The sequence below is a fragment of the Aquimarina sp. KJ22-3 genome (assembly GCF_055808215.1).
In genome coordinates, this window is sequence record NZ_CM147859.1 from 2976220 (window position 1) to 2994996 (window position 18777).

Consider the following 18777-nt stretch of genomic DNA (forward strand, 5'->3'; position numbering starts at 1 on the left):
TGACACTAAAATTGTATAAATTGTTAAATACTGTAGTTTTAACAATTAGATCAGTAAAATGATCTAAATTAATTTGTTTTTATAAAAATAATCCACAATTGAACACCTTCTCTTTTCTAGAACTTAAAGATTTTCTGGATGAAAAAGCCGCTTTGTATGAGCAACCCAAATTCATCGAAACAGATCCGGTACAGATTCCACATTTATTTACCCAAAAAGAAGATATTGAAATTGCAGGTTTTTTGACTGCAACTATTTCGTGGGGGAATAGAAAAAGTATTCTTACCAATGCGCACAAGCTAATGCACCTTTTAGGGAACAGCCCCTATGATTTTATAATGAATCACGATCAGGATCACCTGGATAGTTTGGATGAATTTGTACATCGCACTTTTAACTGTATAGATCTTCGTTATTTTTTAACCGCTTTGCAACATATCTATACCAAATACGAGGACATGGAGGCTTTTTACGCACAATATGCGAGTGAGGCTCATCTTCAAAATGCGATTCATAATTTTAAAAAAGAATTTTTCTCTTTAGAACACCCCGCCAGAACTCAAAAGCATATCAGTGATCCGGCAAAAAATTCTGCAGCTAAACGTATCAACATGTTTTTACGATGGATGATCCGTAGTCCGAAAGCTGGTGTAGACCTTGGGATCTGGAATACCCTATCCCCTGCTCAACTCTCTTGTCCACTGGATGTACACTCTGGCAATGTGGCCAGAAAACTAGGTTTGCTTAAACGGAAACAAAATGATGGAAAGGCCCTACTTGAACTAGATAAAAAACTACGTTCTTTGGACGCTTTAGATCCTGTTAAATACGATTATGCGTTGTTTGGACTAGGAGTTTTTGAAAAGTTCTAAAACTTAAATTCATCTTAATTGTCCTTAGATATCCTGCCTAATGACCTAATTTTATGTTAGTTTTTGAGTTGATAATCGTCTAAACCTCAATAATTATAGGATTTTCTAGTTTAAGTATAAGAGAATACTATGAAGATTGATCTTATGAACACAAGAGATCATTTACCTTAACAACGTAAAATTTGGAATACGAAAATGATAGCCCCAGCTTTTCCACATAATGAATTAAAAAGACAACGGGAGGTTGAAAAATACGGTCTTTTAGATTCTCTACCTGAAGAAAGTTTTGATAACATCACAAAACTAATAAGTTATATTTGCGATGTTCCTATTGCATTAATCACCTTATTAGATAAGGAACGTAATTTCCTGAAGTCCCATCATGGTATTCCTTTTAACGAATCCCCTAGGGAGATCTCTTTTTGCGGTCATGCTATCAATGCAGAAGGCCCTATCATGATTGTAGAAGATTCCCGTAAAGATGAACGATTTCAAGGAAATCCCCTTGTTGATGATTATAAAGCTATTTTTTATGCCGGTGTTCCTTTAGTAAATAGCGAAGGATATAAACTGGGAACCCTTTGTGTATATGACCATAAGCCAAGAAAACTGGATGAAAAACAAATCAACACCTTGATAGATTTATCAAAACAGGTGGTGAGTTTGTTTGAACAGAATTACAATAATATTCAGTTAAAGAAAGCACAAGAACATCTTCAAGAAAGAAATGAGAACCTAAGAAAATTTGCAAGTGTGGTGTCTCACGATCTTAAATCTCCATTGGCAAATATTGTAATGCTTACAGATCTTTTGGCAGAAGAAAATAAAAACACCCTTAATCCGGATTCTGTAGAATATCTTCATCATTTAAGAAGCTCTTCTTTATCCCTTAGAGATTACATCGATGGTTTGTTACAGTTTTACAGAAGTGATCATTCTATAGAAAAAAGAGAAACAGTCGATTTAGTGCCTTTCTTCGAGAACATCAAAGAACTTACCGCTACGGGAGGTGACATACATTTTGAGTATCCCCAAAATCCAAGAAGTATTTACGTTAATAAATCAGGTTTAGAACAAGTTTTTGTCAATTTGATCACCAATGCCATCAAATATAACTCTAAAGAAAATGTAGAAATAGGAATTACCTTCGAGGAACAAGGTGACCGATATGCCTTTTCTGTAAAAGATAATGGTGATGGTATTTCTGAAGAACATAGATCCAAGATATTTGACCTTTTTACTACTTTAGGAAAAGAAGACAGAAACGGTAATATGGGAAGCGGAATTGGTCTGGCAACCGTAAAAAAAGTGGTGTCAAACCTTGGCGGATGCATTCAGGTAAACTCTGAAATAAACAAAGGAAGTGAATTCAATTTTACGCTATCCAAACAATAAAACCCGATTTAAAATACTGTAAATCTTTTACTTACATCAATTTACATCATCCTACCATTTAAATCTTTTCCTTTTAATTTGTTTAGATTGGTTCTAAAGAATAATAATTCCTTTACAAACTAAACATTAGGATCACATTTCTTTAATAAACATAAAACATCTTCATAAAGTTGTTCAGCTGGGGCTTGAGTTACATTTGTCTAAACAAAAAAACTCACACAACCATGAAAAATCATTTTATAATTGCTGCTCTAGCGTCGGCATTACTTGTTACTTCTTGTGATGTTGATGACTTTTCGGGCAACCCTAAACCACCAACAGGACAAATCGAATTTGCTAACCACTCTATTTCTCCTGTTTTATTGAAAACTACTTCGGAATTTTCTGATGTTGAGATCTACAACATCCTTTCTTCTGAAGATACTTATGTTCCTGATTTTGTATATGGTTCTATGGCCGATGGTGCTGGACTTTTAAGAAGTAAAAACGGTACTTATACATTAATCAACAACATCGAGGCTGATTACTCTGTTGCTAGAATTACACTAGACGAAACTTTTAAGCCTGTAAAAGGAGAGCACATTTTGAATGCTGTTGCAACGGCTAACACTGCTCAGTGTTCTGGTTCTATGATTACACCAAGAGAGCACGGATTTGGACCACTTTACCTATCTGGTGGTGAGTGGGGAGGAAACTCTAAAGGGGTTTTTGCTACGGATCCATTTAGAATGGCAGAGGCCGCATCTGTACCAAGAATGTTACCAGCAATGGGACAATGGTCTACAGAAAATGCTGTAGCGCTTAATATGCGTGCTTATCCAGGAAAAACTGTTGTATTTATTGGAGATGATAACAGTGATAACGAAATACCTTCTGGACAATTAGGAATGTACGTAGGTAGAATTGGAGACTTAGAAGGTGGTAAATTATACGGTCTTAAAGTTACTGCTCCAGATGTTACTTATGAAGTAGACATGAAAGAAGGTGTTGAATACGATATGGAATTCGTAGAATTACAAGAAAGAGATATCGATTTGTTAGATGCCGAAGCTAAAGAAAAAGGTGTAATGGGATTCTCTAGATTGGAAGATCTTGACTGGAGAAGAGGAAACAGAAAAAACAACCAGGAGCTTTACTTTGCAGTAACAGGAAGAGAAAAGCCAGGATTAGTAGGAAGAGGTACTATCGCAGGAAGAATCTACAAGGTAATCCTTAATCCAAGAGATCCTGCAGGTCCAGGAAAAATCGTTTGTGTGCTTGACGGAGACGTTGAAGGAGGAAAAGCTGAAGCTTTCCATAGTCCAGATAACATTTTGGTAACAGAAAACTATGCATATATCCAGGAAGATCCAAACGGAATCTCTAAGCCAGCTGCAGATCACTTTGCTAGATTATACCAGTATGACTTAAACACAGGAGCTTTAAAAACTGTTTTAGAATGTGATCAAATCATGGCAGAGTCTCTAGGATACGGACCATCAACAAGAACTTGGGAAATCACTGGTATGATCGATATTTCTGAAACTATCGGTGTAGATGAAACCTTTTTATTAATTACCCAAAACCACGGATGGGAAAGAGAAGATGGAGTTCCATTTACTGATCCTACTGCAAATCCTGATTTGGCGAATAGCCGTAAAGAAGGAAGTATGTTGTATGTGGTTAGAGGATTAGAAAGATAACCTATGATTATCAAGAATTTTCTAAACATAAACAAAGGGGCTTATTTTATGATAAGCCTCTTTGGCATATTAAGCTTTTGTTCTTGCACCAAAGAAAAGCCGAAAACTGAAAACATATCTCATAAGGAACAGCTTAAAAATCAGTTTGATCAGGATATTTCTATGGCTATTCTATTTTTGGATAGTGCTGCTACAGATCAAAGTAAACTAAAACAACATTTAACTGCTTCAAGAAGATATTTCAAAAAAATTGAACCTGTATTGGCTGCTTTAGATATCGAAAACTATGGTTTTTTGAATCAACCTAATATTCTGAAAGTTGAAGAAGATGACTATACCGATATTAAAGTTAAAAAAGCCAGTGGTTATCAGGTACTAGAAGAAGAAGTTTATGCAGATGAAATGAACACAGAGGTTATACAAAAACACCTTTCTCTTGTTTCCAATCGTTTAAAATTAGTGAAAGAAAATATTAGTTTTACGCATGTAAAGCCTTATCACTTTTTATGGTTGTTCCGAAAAGCTATTGTAAGAATTGGGATCACAGGAACAACGGGATTTGATTCTCCAGTATTGGAAAACTCTCTTGAAGAGTCCAAAATTGTGTATCAGAGCTTACAAACCTCTTTATCGTATTATCGAGATCAATTCAAAGATCAAACGCTTTTTGACGAATGGAACAAGGAAATTGATGCAACGACGAAGGATTTATCTGGTGATTTTAATGCCTTTGATCGATACCACTTTATAAAAAACCATACGCATAAACAATTAGTATTGTGGAATAAAATGGTTGAAGATTGGGGTGCAACTTTCCCTTTTGAATTGGCCATCAAGAATGAAGCTAATTCTTTGTTTTCGGATGCTACTTTTAATCTTACGTTCTTCTCAGATCAAAACTCTGGACCAACAACGCCGGAAAAAATAGCCTTAGGAGAAAAACTGTTTTACGATACTAGTTTATCGTCTGCAAATCAAATAAGTTGTGCTACATGCCATCATCCGGATAAAGCATTTACCGATGGTCTAAAAATTGGGAAAGGAGTTACCCGTAACACCCCTACTCTTTTGTATGCTGGATTGCAACAGGATTTCTTCTATGACAAAAGAGCCGGAAGCTTGGAAGGGCAAATTGTATCTGTTGTAGAAAATGAAAATGAATTTCATACCGATTTAGCAACTCTTAAAAATGTAGTGAGCAATGATAGTATTTATGCAAATGCCTTTAAAGAGGTATTTCATAGAAATGACATCACTGACGCACATATTAGAAATGCAATTGCGAGCTACATCAGAAGCTTGAATCCGTTTAACTCCAAATTTGATCGTAATATCAATAATTTGGAAAATTCATTGACACAAAGCGAGATCAATGGGTTTAACCTGTTTCATGGTAAAGCAAAATGTGCCACTTGTCACTTTGCTCCTCTTTTTAATGGCACTGTACCTCCAGATTATAAAGAATCGGAGATAGAACTCATTGCTGTACCAGAACAAAACGATACCATTAATGCAACAATTAGTCCTGATTTGGGGAGGTATTACGTATACAAGACCCCAGAGAGAAAACATTTTTTCAAAACCTCTACGGTACGAAATGTGAGTAAAACTGCGCCGTATATGCACAACGGTGTATATAACTCTTTGGAAGAAGTTGTTGATTTTTACAACCGTGGCGGAGGAGCCGGAATCGGTATCGATCAGGAATACCAAACACTACCTCCTGATCCACTAAATCTCAACCCTCAAGAAATTAAAGATTTGATCGCTTTTATGGAATCTTTGGAGGATCAAGACGATTCATATGCCGAAACCAAAACAGAAAAGTTGGCTTCAACAACAAACTAGAACTCCTATAGTTCTTTACTCTTAATTAGATAAGTGATAACGTTAATACTATCCTAACAAATTTAGCGTTATCACTTTTTAAATACCTTCTTACAACACCTTTTTTACGGCTATTACATAAAAAGAGCATATTCAATCAAATTAGACCTTTTATCTGGGTATTTTTTGTTAATTTTATTAAGAATTGTTCTAATTTAATTCAATTCTAAAATTGCAATGATATTACCTGCTGTACCGATTAATGAAAATTTTAGACTCGAGGCCCTAAAAGCATTGGAAGTTCTTGATACCGAAACGGAAAAAGAATTTGATGAGATTACGGCATTGGCTAACTTTATTTGTGATACCGAGGTAGCACTCATTTCTCTTGTAGATAAAAGTAGAATGTGGTTTAAATCCAAAAATGGGGTTTCCATTTGCGAAACGCCAAGAGATAACTCCTTGTGCTCACATGCGATTTTAAATCCAGAAACACCTCTACTCGTCAAAGATACTAGAGAAGATGAACGATTTAATAAAGAAACTATTCAATTAGAAGACAAAGTTGTGGTTTTTTATGCAGGTATTCCATTGGTAAATAAGGATGGTTTTGCACTAGGCACCTTGTGTGTTATGGATAGTAAACCGAGGGAGCTTTCAGAAAAACAACTAGAATCTCTGAACTCTCTAGCCAAACAAGTAGTAATCCTTTTTGAGTTAAACAAAAAGAATAACGATCTTCAAAAAATTCAACGAAAGTTAAAGAAGAAGAATGAGGCGCTAAAAGATTTTGCAAGAGTAATTTCTCACGATCTTAAAATGCCATTGGCTAATATCATTACCACTACAGATCTTTTGAAGTTATTACTAGATAAAAAGCTAGACAAAGAAAGCTTGCAGTATTTTGATTATATCAAAACGTCTTCTTTCTCTATGAGTGGATACATTAGTGATGTATTAGATCACTATGAAAGTGAAAGTTTGATTCATAATAAACCAGAAAAGTTCAGTTTGAATGAACTACTCAAAGAGATTATTGAATTACTAAGCATAAAACCTGATATTTCGCTTAATTTTCCGGAGAATGACCCGGTATTAGAATCTAATCGCTCCGCTCTGAAACAGATATTCTTCAATCTAATCGGAAATAGTATAAAGTATAACGATAAAGAACAGATTGAGATCACTATCGATCAAAGTGAAGATGCTAACTTTTATTATTTTAGTATTACTGATAATGGAATGGGCATTCCAGAAAATCAAATAGAAACTATTTTTGATCTTTTCACCACCGCAGGGATGGCAGATCGTAGTGGTAATAAAGGTAATGGCATTGGGCTGTCCACGGTAAAAAAAATAGTTGAAAATTTAGGTGGATCCATCAGCGTAAACTCCAAAGAAAAAGTAGAAACTACCTTCAATTTTTGTGTCAAAAAGAAGCTTTAATCCATTATCTTCTTTATTGTTTTTATACAGGCTTCTGCACACTTTTCTCCATCGATCGCTGCAGAAATAATCCCTCCGGCATAACCAGCTCCTTCACCGCAAGGATATAAACCTTTGATCTGAATATGTTCTAAAGATACACGATCTCTCGGTATTCTCACAGGTGAGGAAGTTCTGGATTCAGGCGCATGTGCAACAGCTTCATTGGTTAAATATCCTGGCATGCTCTTATTAAACATACTGAACCCTTTTTGTAAGGTTTGATGGATAAACTCGGGAAATACCGCTTTCATATCCACGGCAGTCAATCCAGGTTTGTACGAAGTATCAGGCAAATCAGATGATACTTTTCCCTGAACCAAATCCTGCAAGCGCTGAGCAGGAACTCTTTGGGTCTCCCCTGCCAGCATCCATGCTTTTTGCTCTATTTCCTTTTGAAAATACATTCCAGACAATGGCCCAAACTTCTCGTACGCTTTAAAATCCTCAAGTCTTAATTCTACAACGATACCACTATTAGCAGTTGGTTGATCTCGTTTGGAAGGAGACCATCCGTTGGTTACTACTTCTCCCGGACTGGTGGCACAAGGAGCAATTACACCTCCTGGGCACATACAAAAAGAATACATCCCTCTGCCATCAACCTGTTTTACGATACTGTATGGAGAAGGTGGTAAATATGGACTCCGTACTTCACAAGAATATTGTATTTGATCTATCAATTGTTGCGAATGCTCTACCCTAACCCCAAGGGCAAAAGGTTTGGCTTCTATGGTAATTTTCTTTCTGTAGAGCAATTCAAAAATATCTCGGGCGGAGTGTCCTGTGGCCAAAATCACTTTACGGGTATCGATAACAGTTCCATCTTTGAGCTCTACCCCTTCGATTTGTGAATTTTTGACTCTTAGATCCACCACTCTGGAATTAAAACGTATCACTCCACTTCTCTCGATAATCTTTTCTCGCATTGCAGCAATAATACCCGGCAATTTATTGGTCCCTATGTGGGGATGAGCCTCAACCAGTATCTGGTCAGTAGCACCAAAGCCTACCAAAAGTTTCAATATCCGTTGTACATCTCCTCGTTTACGGGATCTTGTATATAATTTACCATCGCTGTAGGTACCAGCACCTCCTTCTCCAAAGCAATAATTAGAATCTTCATTAACGATATGATCCCTGTTAATTGCTTTGAGATCTCTTCTTCGCGTTCTTACATCCATACCTCTTTCCAACACTATAGGTTTACAACCTAATTCTATACATCGCAATGCGGCGAACAATCCCGCAGGCCCTGCTCCAATAATTACTATCTCTGGGGCATTGGTAACATCCGGATATTCTGGTAATGGTATAGGAACATCGGTGTATTCTTCCTGTACATATACCTGGAGTTTTAAATTGACCTTTATCTGGCGTTGCCTGGCATCTATAGATCTTTTCAAAATCCTGATATGGCTAATTTCATGAAACGGGATACCATTTTTCTTGGAAACAGATCGTTTTAGAAGTTCTGGATTCGACGCGGTTTCGGGAGAAACTTGTATGCTAAATTCGTGTTGCAATGGATACGCTTAGTTAAAACATTTTGACGAAGATACGATAAACTTTAGATCATTTTTGTCGATAAAATAGTCTATTTTTAGGTTTATTGGATAGATTGGTAAAACAATAGCTCACCTAAACTTTTTGATAGTTTAACCTTTTGTTAAGGTATTAGTTCCTATATTTGGTTGAAACAAACCTTAAATTTACAATTATGAAAAAGCTATTTTTATTAGCGATTGCCGTAATCGGTTTCACATTTACTACCAATGCACAAGACATCAAATTTGGTTTTAAGGGAGGGGTTAACTTTGCCACTTTAAATGGAGATGATGTTGATGATGCATTAGATGGAAGAACAGGTTATCATATTGGAGCTGTGGCTCAAATAAGCCTGTTAGAGACTATTGCACTTCAACCTGAACTTATCTATTCTGCTCAGGGTCTTGATGATTTGGATATCGATTATTTAAATCTTCCTGTGCTATTTAAATTGAAATTCGCTGGTATTGCAAGTGTTGAAGCAGGTCCACAATTCGGTTTTGTAGTAAACGACGGTTTTGAAGTGGGTGAGCCAGAAAGCTTTGACTTGAGTGGAGCTGTTGGTGCTGGTGTAGAGTTTGGTGGATTCTTCGGACAAATTCGTTACAACTTTGGTTTAACCGATGTTGTAGAAGATGCTGAAGCTAAGAACTCTAATTTCCAGGTTTCTGTTGGATATTACATCTTTTAATCAAAAGATATACAATAATGATAAAAAAGCGGGAAGGTACTCTTCCCGTTTTTTTGTATCCAAGATTTTGCTAAACATTCATATTATAGTTTTAGATCCTTAAAAATTCCTAAATGCCAAATCGTAATTCATAAATGTTATAGTATATTTGAAAAACACTAAAAACGAATGCAGTTTAAACACCCAGAATTTCTTTATGCTCTTTTTGCCCTTATCATTCCCATTCTGGTGCATTTATTTCAATTAAGACGTTTTCAAAAAGTAGCATTTACCAACGTACAGTTTCTAAAAGCAGTAACCATACAAACCCGTAAAAGTTCGCAACTCAAAAAATGGCTCACCTTACTTACCAGGCTATTCATTTTGGGGTGTATTTGTATAGCTTTTGCGCAGCCTTTTTTGGCTTCAGAAGATACGGTTGGTAAAAAAAGTGATACCGTAATATATCTCGATAACTCTTTTAGTATGCAGGCAAAAGGTGCTAAGGGACCTCTTCTAAAACGATCTGTACAGGAAGTACTAAGCGAGTTTTCTGAAGAAGAAACTTTTTCTTTGTTTACCAATACGGAGACTTTTATCAAGGTGACCAAAAAAGATATTCAAAATGATCTCTTGCAGCTAGAATACAGTTCGAATCAACTACCCTATCGTGCCGCTTACCTAAAAGCCAAACAATTATTAGGAAATTCTGAAGAAACTATAAATAGAATCGTATTGGTATCTGATTTTCAGCAAAAAGAGGGTGCTTTTGAATTACCAACAGATGCAAGTACCAGAACCCATCTTGTACAAATGCAACCGGTTACTCGACAAAATATTGCTGTAGATAGTCTTTATCTTCAACGAAATACAAATAATGAGCTCTTACTTAAAGTGGAAGTAAGTAATACCGATAGCAATGCAGAAAACACATCAATAGCATTATATAATGATGAAAAACTAATCGCTAAGACTTCGGTTTCGATTCCCAAAAACGGTAAAACAAGTACCGAATTTCGCTTACCAGAAAATACCAAAATCAATGGTAGAGTAACGCTCGAGGATCCCGCCATCACTTTTGATAATTCCCGATATTTTACCATCAACACTCCAGAAAAAATCAAAGTAGTAGCGGTTAATGAAGCCGACGATAGCTTTATCAAAAATATTTTTACTCCAGACGAGTTTGAGCTGGTGAGTAACTCAACACAAGAGCTCAATTATAATGATATTGCTAACGCCAATTTGGTAATTCTTAATGAAATTTCTCAAATTCCTATCTCCCTGATTAATGCACTCAAACCTTTTGTAGATGAAGGAGGAACGGTCTGTTTTATCCCAGCTCAAAATGGTGATATCACTTCATATCAACAATATATCGGTTCCTTTTCTTCTCAAGCATTATCCAATTCGGTGAATCAAGAAAAAAGAATCACAAAAATTCACTTTTCGCATCCGCTGTATTTGGGAGTTTTTGATAAGGAAGTAACGAATTTTCAATATCCAAAAGTGAATAGTTTTTATCAAACTCAAGCTCCTAATGCTATTCTTTCTTTTGAAGATAATACGCCCTTTTTATACAAAACGAATAACGCATATATTTTTACAGCAGCTCTCAACACAGAAAATTCTAATTTCAAGAATTCTCCGTTAATTGTACCAACGTTATATAATATCGGGAAACAGAGTTTACAGCTTACAGACATATCCTATACTATAGGACAAAATAATTCGTATGATGTTCCGGTATCTCTAGGACAGGATGGTATTTTATCTTTGGTATCCGCACAAGAGCAAATCATTCCGCTACAGCAAAGTTTTTCTACAAAAGTTCGCATCACTACAGACGAAGTCCCAACAAAATCCGGGATCTATAGTCTTCAGGATAAAGATAATGTTATTCAACATGTAAGTTATAATTACGACAGTTCTGAGAGCGATTTGCAGTACTACCCATTGGGTACAACAGAAAATTATGTTGTCAAAAATTCGTTGTCCGAACTTTTTTACAGATAAAAGAAGAAACGAGTGTGAATGAACTTTGGAAATGGTTTGTTATTTTTGCGCTGATATTCCTGTTGATCGAAATATTATTATTAAAATATCTGAAATGAACGTATTACTAAAGGACGCTACCATCATTGATCCATCTTCATCTTTTCATAAAAAAACCGTAGATATTCTAATCGAAGATGGGACAATTAGTAAAATAGGTTCGAATATTTCTAAAGAAGATCATATAGACGAAATTACCCTTCCCAATCTTCATGTATCGCGAGGTTGGTTTGATAGCAGTGTATGTTTTGGTGAACCCGGATATGAAGAAAGAGAAACCATAGCCAATGGTTTGGATGTAGCCGCAAAAAGTGGTTTTACCAGTATAGCACTCAATCCAAACACTTCACCAATAACTGATACCAGTGCTTCTGTAGGTTTTCTTGATAGTAAGGCAAAAAATCATGCTGTACGTCTCTACCCTATTGGGTCATTAACTACAAAATCTGAAGGGAAAGATCTTGCTGAGCTATACGATATGCAACAAGCTGGTGCGATCGCCTTTGGAGATTATAAAAAAGCCATTCAAAATCCAAACTTGTTGAAAATTGCGCTGTTGTATGCGCAAAACTTTGATGGCTTGATCCTATCTTTTCCGCAAGACAATAACATTGCAGGAAAAGGAGTGGTAAATGAAGAAGAACAAAGTACATTACTCGGACTAAAAGGTATTCCCTCTTTGGCTGAAGAATTACAAATTTCCAGGGATTTATTTTTGCTGGAGTATACAGGTGGTAAACTGCATATTCCAACCATTTCTACGGCAAAATCAGTAGTTTTGATTAAAGAGGCGAAAGCAAAAGGATTACAGGTAAGTTGTAGTACAACGGTGCACCACCTTACCCTAACCGATCAGGAATTGCAAACTTTTGAGACATCATATAAGGTACAGCCTCCTCTTAGAACACAAAAGGATATCGATGCGCTAAAACAAGGAATCCAAGAAGGAACTATAGATATGGTGACCAGCGATCACCAACCTATGGATATCGAAAATAAAAATGTGGAGTTTGATAATGCCAAATACGGCACCATAGGTTTGGAAAGTGCATTCGTTGCTCTTAATCATCATTTTGAGCTGGATCAAACCATTACGTTACTCACCAAAGGAAAAGATATTTTTAAACTAGAAAATCAACCTTTGGAAGAAGGGAGTATTGCAGATCTATCGCTTTTTAATCCCGAGGGTGAAACAACTTTTGAAACTGACCACATTTTATCTACTTCTGCTAACAGTGCTTTTATAGGTAAATCCGTAAAGGGTAATGTATACGGAGTACTTGCAAACAAGCAACTAGTATTGAAATAAATATAATTTTAAGTCTTTCTCAATAATACATATCTTTAGAAAACAATTACGAAAAACATCATTATGGAATCAGACTATGCCAAACAAGGAAAAACTGCAGCCATCGTGGCTTACATTACCATCATTGGTACTATTATTGCCTTTTTCATGAATAATGATGACAAGAATCAATTTGCCAGCTTTCATATTCGACAAGCATTAGGTGTCAATATTAGCTTTTATATATTGGGGGCCTTAGCTAACATATTTAATTCATTGATAATTTATGCAGCTTTTTATGTTTTCATAGCTGTACTTTGGTTTTTCGGTTTAATCACAGCCATTAGGGAAGAACAAAAACCAGTGCCATTACTTGGATCTTTCTTTCAAGATTGGTTTGTCTTCATAAAATAACATAAAAATGCGATCTAGATGGATCGCATTTTTTTATGTTTGTTTCTCCTTTAATCATGTTTAGAGCTCCACTTTAATAAGTTCGGTTTTACAACTAGCATTGCCCATGCCCAGTTTTGCGTGCTTGCTGGATCCGCAACACCTTTTAAGATTTCCATTGAGTCCGAAGCAAACATATGAGAGTATCCTATCTTCAAAGTAGCAAAAGGAAGTACTTTTTGAGTGTATACCAGATCTACTTCTGTTCCCAGATAGTCATCTATTCCTTCACCCAGGCTTTCTGCAGCTGCAAAATAGTGAGCTTTGATCAAAAGACTTGATTTTTCTCCGGTTTTGATCACTGTTTTTCCATAGAGGTCATTCAATCCTACATTATTGGCATGGTTCCCTACAAAAAAGTAATCCATATATCCATTGAACTTGTGATTGGTACCAAAAATTGGGAAGAAAGATTCTATTTTTCCATCGATTCCTCCATTTTCATCTCCACTTAAAGTCTCAAATCCAAGTCCGAATAATGTTTTACCAGGCTTATAGGTAAGCTCTAACAATGCATTGTAAGCAGATAGCTCGATATCCTCGGTAAAGTCTCCTGTTTGCCCATAGATATTGGCTGCAATAGAAAATCCTTTTGCAGGTTTGGCTACCAAATGGGTACCAAAGGTTTGTCTGCGTACGGTACCATCTACAGGTGTTTGTCCATCATTAGGATCTAGATTTTGGTAAGAGTTATTAGCAATTAACAAACTTCCAGAGAATTTCTCCCAGTCTTTATGCAACCAGGCATAGATCATTCCTTTGTAATCAAATACTGCTCTTACATTTCCTCCATTGTTAGGATCAAATAGTGTGGTTTGTGTTCTCACACCATTTTGGTTAAACGCAAGACCTATATCAAGTTTCAACCCTTTGTCATTGGCGTATTTTAGTAAGGCCGCATCGTGGAATCGACCTTGCATTGCCCAATCCAATCCTCCAAAGATTCGTTGATCATCATAGGACAAGGCTTGTCTTCCTAGTTTGGTAGACCATCCTTTTCCGAATTTGAAATCAATCCATGCTTGTGCCAATGAGAAGCTATCATTCCCATCGACTGGTGCAATTTGTGGAGTATCTCCCCAGATACTTACATCTTGCACGCTTATAAAGGCAGAGAATTTTTCTTGTTTGTATCCTAGTTTTAATCTGGAACGTTGTTGTACAAATGTTCCGGCATCTACACCATCAGGAATTAGCGTACCAAAACCATTTAAATATTCCAATCGAGGTCTGATATCTGCGTCGATACTGAATTCTTGTGCGTTTGTAATAGTAGGCATCGCTACTATTAACAACGCTATAAGTAGTTTATTTTTCATAATCAAAATTTAACAAATGGGACAAAAAAATACGTATTAACGTTAGAAACAATTAATACGCATTCTCCTTAATTAACCTCAAATTATAATTTCACTTTTTCGTAAAGTGTCGTTACATCGTTAAAGGCCTTTGTAAGTTCATTACTTAATTTATACATATCCGCAGATTTGATGGTATGATTGAATAATTTCTCTTTATTCGATTTTACCTGGTCCCACTTAGACATGGCCACTCCTAATTTCTCATCAATTCGAGAGTTGTTAAATTCTGATATCAATAACATGCTTATAGCACCGTCTAATTCGTTATATACATTTTTTAGCATCTGCTCATTATTCTTATCTTTTAGTGTAGAACTATTGGCGAAGTAGTATAATGCTAATCGTTGCGCTAACATCCTTTGTCTTCCTGAAAGGTTAATGATTTTTTTCAATTCACCGTCTTCTTCTCCTAAACCTTCATCTTCTAATAAAGAATCATTACTATTGTTAGCACCTTTAGATTCTGTGATTACCGCCAAAACTACACTGTTTGACGCTTTTAGCAGATCTGTATTAGCTTCAATAATCTTTTTGGCATTATCATAATTGGGTTTTCCATCTACCATTTTCTTATATGCTGCCCATAACTCTTCAACCTTTGCAAGTCGATCTTTGGTTATTTTGTAATCTGAATTTTGCAGTAGTATATTATTTTGCTTTTCAAATATCAATTTACTGGTAAGTAGGTCTCTTTTGGCCTTAGTATCACTTGGATTTTCTAAAGCATAAAGATAGGCCTTGGCAATTTTTTGTCCTAACATTCTTTGTTTTCCAGAAATGTTCACGGCTTTATTAAAGGTTAACATTCCGAAAGATTTACTACTCTGGGATTTTATATCATTAGTAGTGACTAGTATCACAATTAAGAGTATGAACGCTCTTAACTTATAAGTAAAATTATAGTTTTTCATAGGGTATAAATAAAAGGTTAATTGGGTAATAGTTTCTTAATATTCCTCCAGCGCCAGCTGGTTGATTTTATTATCAGCGGTAAGTTTAATGACCAAAATAGATGATGCATTCTCAAACTCAGTTAAATACCGCTTACATCCATTATCATCTAGTAGAAAAGAGGACTCCCCCATTGTCCCTTTTGTAGATTGATTTTTCGAAATAAAAGTTTTTACCTTGTCCAAGGTAAATGACGATTGTAAATCCGCTGAGAATGCATCAAAGATTTTTTGAGCATTGTTAGAATTGTATCCATCAGAAACTATTGCAATGGCATTTTGGTAGTCACTATCTGATTGTGCCAAAACAAATTGCATAGAAAATAACAGTACAATTAAGTAGGTAGTTTTCTTCATAAGAAATTGGGTTTAGTTACTTATTTAATTGACATTTTTATGCTTCAGATTGGGTAGTAAATTGCAAAAAAATACCATAGTGTCTTTTTCAATGTAATTAATATTACGGTTAAACCACAAAAAAATTACTGTTTTTTAACAATAAATTAACAATTGTGATATTAATTTAATTACCTACATATCAATACATTAACCTACCTGTTTACTAGGGAACCTTAAAAACATTAACAAAAATTTAAAATATTCACACTTATTGGTCAAACAAACTTCAAAAAGCTTCTTTAACAATTTTAAAAAAATTATTTTTGACCCTTACATTTTAAAGGATGACAACAAAAACACTTTCCCTTCACCATATAATTAAGGTGCCTACAGTTAAAAAAGACAAAACTCCGGTGCTATTTATGTTTCATGGTTACGGTAGTGATGAAAACGATCTTTTTTCTTTCTCATCAGAATTACCAGAAGAACTTTTTATTATTTCGGTAAGAGCCCCTTATCAATTACAACCCTATGGAAATGCATGGTATGCGATCTATTTTGATGATAACCAAGGGAAATTTAGCGACGACCAACAAGCGATTCTATCCAGAGATAAAATTGCATCATTTATAGACGAGGCTATCGCCGCTTATGATTTGGATGAAGAAAACGTTACCATTTTAGGTTTTAGTCAAGGTACCATACTAAGCTATTCGGTAGCACTCTCCTATCCGGACAAGATTAAAAATGTGATTGCGTTAAGCGGGTATCTTAATGAAGACATTTTAAAAGAAGGCTATGAAAAGAATGATTTTTCTGGTCTTAACATTTACTGTTCCCATGGTAGTGTAGACCAAGTTATTCCTTTAGTATGGGCACAACGCGCTCCATCTTTCCTGGCAGAATTGGGGATAGAGACATCACTAAACGAGTTTCCTGTTGGACATGGTGTTGCCCCCCAGAACTTCTATCAGTTTAAAGATTGGCTGATCAAACACTTGTAAAAAATACAAAGACCTCCTACATTAGTAAAAGGTCTTTTTTAATAAGAGTGTTTTGTATGATTTCGTAATTATTATCGTGCCGGACTATATTCCTTAAGCGCTGGTAATATCTTCTGCTCAAGTGTCAAATACAAAGATCTCATCACATCCATTTTTGTTTTTCGGATAAAAACAATTGCCAAATTCTTAAAATCAATAGGTACAATGCTTAGTAGTCCTTTGTTAGATTCGTTATGTTTTATCTTAGCATTGAAATATTTGATAAATACATTCTCACTGTTTAGGATTTCAGGTTTTTGTTTGATCTCTTCTACTTCAGTAATGGTAAAAGGAACACCAATAACATCAGTGCTTACTTCATTTAAATGAAACCTTTCTATAATTCTTCTTTTCACCGCAGTAATGGCCTCTGTATTTTCCATTTCCGGACTAGGATATGAGTATTTCCAATACTTACAGGTAGCCGAATATACAATAGGATTCATCGTTATACCGACCATATATACATTCTTCCATATATTCAAGAGCTTTGCACGAATCATAGTCTTCATGATTAACCCTTTAGGAAAATAAGAACTCATGCGCTCCTCTTTTATGATCCCAAATCCCAGACGCATGTATATATCTTTTTTATTTTCTGGATTCTTGCAATACATAAAATACGCTACCCCTATATCCAAATTGTTTTTCTTCATGAAATACAAATCCATTTTCGAACATTTCGAAAACAATTTTCTAAAATCATCTAGGGATACCTGGTCACTAATTGAGGATCTGAAAAGTGCATAAAATCGGCCTTCTAGTAGGGAGTCCTTTTCAATTTCTTTAATGCGGTGGTGCTCTAACTTTGTCATATTTTGGGGTTTTGGATGAAGTAGTTTTTCACAATTGTTAAAAAAATCCTACAACTATATCACGCTACAAAATTATGAGTTTTGCCGTTCAAAAAAAGAGAATTCAAAAGTTTAATACCTCCTTAACTTTCTATACTAAAACAGATTTAAATCACTAAAAAACAGATATTTAAATTTAAAAACAACATCAAAAATATGGTTTACGCGTATCAATTTTGTTGCTAAAACTCTCGTTTTTATCGGTACTTTTTTAGTCCATTACGAAATTGATAAAATACCACGTCTCCTATTAAATTTTTGTTAACAAATAAGAAAGTCCAAATTAGGGACACTGATCAATGAAGTATTAAAAATTTTAGATCCTAAAGATTAGTAGAACATCAAATCAACAGGTATCTTATCGATATTTATCACTTAATCCAACTCCTTGAAGTATCATTGGGGTTATTTTTTCTAAACGCGAGATACGAGTGGCTTCTCGTTTGGCAGTAGCTATATGCTCTATATATTCTTTTTGTTTATATGGAGGTAGGTTATCAAACGCTTTTTTAAGTGTTTCATTTGAAATAAAAGCCTCTTCCAGATCTTCTGGCATAGGTATATCTTTTACCTTACCAGGTTTTACCTCTTTCCCATCCCTTTGATTTTGTACCGCTTCCTTTACATATTGCAATATCAATTCACGGTCAATTTCTTCAATAGTGCTAAACCTCCATTGTCGTAGACCCTTTGTTTTCCCTTCTTGAGCATTTATTAATTTCTTTTGATCATCTTGCAAAAAAACTCCATTGTAGAACCAAATCCCCACGTATGATTTAAAAGCTCCTATTCCCACTACATTTTTGTTGTTTAAGGTATACACGGGCATCCCCCATTTTACAGTTTCTTCTAACTCTGTGGTTAAGATGATAGATCTCAGTAGTTCCAGTTCTTTTTTCCAGGGAACTTTTTTTGAGATAAATTCCTCTACTGATTTATTTTTTTCCATAACTTC

16 protein-coding genes are annotated in these 18777 nt (G+C 35.3%); 10 read left to right on the forward strand and 6 right to left on the reverse strand.

The genetic code is table 11. The annotated features are described in order from the left end of the window. The first annotated feature begins 98 nt into the window (after positions 1 to 98). From AC0L3Q_RS13895 to AC0L3Q_RS13915, 5 genes are all read left to right on the forward strand, one after another. A complete protein-coding gene (locus tag AC0L3Q_RS13895) occupies positions 99 to 872 on the forward strand; it encodes a TIGR02757 family protein (protein WP_473280160.1) in 774 nt (257 codons plus the stop codon). A gap of 195 nt (positions 873 to 1067) precedes the next feature. Next, a complete protein-coding gene (locus tag AC0L3Q_RS13900; RefSeq protein ID WP_473280162.1) occupies positions 1068 to 2267 on the forward strand; it encodes a sensor histidine kinase in 1200 nt (399 codons plus the stop codon). A 224-nt stretch (positions 2268 to 2491) separates the two neighbouring features. Further along, entirely contained in the window at positions 2492 to 3949 is a 1458-nt protein-coding gene (locus tag AC0L3Q_RS13905) for a PhoX family protein (protein ID WP_473280164.1), read from the forward strand. Positions 3950 to 3997: 48 nt separating this feature from the next. Beyond that, complete coding sequence (locus AC0L3Q_RS13910; protein WP_473280166.1) at positions 3998 to 5797, forward strand: cytochrome-c peroxidase; 1800 nt, start codon at positions 3998 to 4000, stop codon at positions 5795 to 5797. Positions 5798 to 6013: 216 nt separating this feature from the next. Then, entirely contained in the window at positions 6014 to 7222 is a 1209-nt protein-coding gene (locus AC0L3Q_RS13915; RefSeq protein ID WP_473280168.1) for a sensor histidine kinase, read from the forward strand. Here the strand turns inward: AC0L3Q_RS13915 and AC0L3Q_RS13920 are convergent. After that, on the reverse strand, positions 7219 to 8787 hold the full coding sequence (locus AC0L3Q_RS13920) for an NAD(P)/FAD-dependent oxidoreductase (RefSeq protein ID WP_473280170.1): 1569 nt from the start codon (positions 8785 to 8787) through the stop codon (positions 7219 to 7221). The genes AC0L3Q_RS13915 and AC0L3Q_RS13920 overlap by 4 nt on opposite strands. Before the next feature lie 194 nt (positions 8788 to 8981). On the opposite strand from AC0L3Q_RS13920, the gene AC0L3Q_RS13925 reads away from it, so the two are divergent. From AC0L3Q_RS13925 to AC0L3Q_RS13940, 4 genes are all read left to right on the forward strand, one after another. Then, positions 8982 to 9500 carry a porin family protein gene (locus AC0L3Q_RS13925; protein WP_073314093.1) on the forward strand — a complete coding sequence of 173 codons (519 nt, stop codon included), beginning with the start codon at positions 8982 to 8984 and terminating at the stop codon, positions 9498 to 9500. Between the two features lie 168 nt (positions 9501 to 9668). Continuing rightward, positions 9669 to 11495 (forward strand): BatA domain-containing protein, encoded by a 1827-nt coding sequence (locus AC0L3Q_RS13930; RefSeq protein WP_473280172.1) that lies wholly within the window; start codon positions 9669 to 9671, stop codon positions 11493 to 11495. 94 nt (positions 11496 to 11589) lie between these two features. Beyond that, positions 11590 to 12843 carry a dihydroorotase gene (locus tag AC0L3Q_RS13935; RefSeq protein WP_473280174.1) on the forward strand — a complete coding sequence of 418 codons (1254 nt, stop codon included), beginning with the start codon at positions 11590 to 11592 and terminating at the stop codon, positions 12841 to 12843. Positions 12844 to 12906: 63 nt separating this feature from the next. Then, positions 12907 to 13236: a magnetosome magnetite crystal formation protein family gene (locus AC0L3Q_RS13940; RefSeq protein WP_473280176.1), complete on the forward strand. Its 330-nt coding sequence runs from the start codon at positions 12907 to 12909 to the stop codon at positions 13234 to 13236. A gap of 50 nt (positions 13237 to 13286) precedes the next feature. Here AC0L3Q_RS13940 and AC0L3Q_RS13945 read toward each other — a convergent pair whose 3' ends face one another. The 3 genes from AC0L3Q_RS13945 to AC0L3Q_RS13955 form a co-directional block, all read right to left on the reverse strand. Continuing rightward, entirely contained in the window at positions 13287 to 14594 is a 1308-nt protein-coding gene (locus AC0L3Q_RS13945) for an alginate export family protein (protein ID WP_473280178.1), read from the reverse strand. A gap of 83 nt (positions 14595 to 14677) precedes the next feature. After that, on the reverse strand, positions 14678 to 15547 hold the full coding sequence (locus tag AC0L3Q_RS13950; RefSeq protein WP_473280180.1) for a type IV pili methyl-accepting chemotaxis transducer N-terminal domain-containing protein: 870 nt from the start codon (positions 15545 to 15547) through the stop codon (positions 14678 to 14680). A 36-nt stretch (positions 15548 to 15583) separates the two neighbouring features. After that, positions 15584 to 15943 (reverse strand): hypothetical protein, encoded by a 360-nt coding sequence (locus AC0L3Q_RS13955; protein WP_473280182.1) that lies wholly within the window; start codon positions 15941 to 15943, stop codon positions 15584 to 15586. A 326-nt stretch (positions 15944 to 16269) separates the two neighbouring features. Between AC0L3Q_RS13955 and AC0L3Q_RS13960 the strand changes: the two genes are divergently transcribed. Beyond that, positions 16270 to 16929 carry an alpha/beta hydrolase gene (locus tag AC0L3Q_RS13960; RefSeq protein ID WP_473280184.1) on the forward strand — a complete coding sequence of 220 codons (660 nt, stop codon included), beginning with the start codon at positions 16270 to 16272 and terminating at the stop codon, positions 16927 to 16929. Between the two features lie 71 nt (positions 16930 to 17000). On the opposite strand, the gene AC0L3Q_RS13965 is transcribed toward AC0L3Q_RS13960, so the two are convergent. Together AC0L3Q_RS13965 and AC0L3Q_RS13970 are read right to left on the reverse strand one after the other, a co-directional pair. Then, positions 17001 to 17783 carry a hypothetical protein gene (locus AC0L3Q_RS13965; protein WP_473280185.1) on the reverse strand — a complete coding sequence of 261 codons (783 nt, stop codon included), beginning with the start codon at positions 17781 to 17783 and terminating at the stop codon, positions 17001 to 17003. A gap of 397 nt (positions 17784 to 18180) precedes the next feature. Further along, a complete protein-coding gene (locus AC0L3Q_RS13970; RefSeq protein WP_473280187.1) occupies positions 18181 to 18771 on the reverse strand; it encodes a YdeI/OmpD-associated family protein in 591 nt (196 codons plus the stop codon). Between the last annotated feature and the right edge of the window lie 6 nt (positions 18772 to 18777).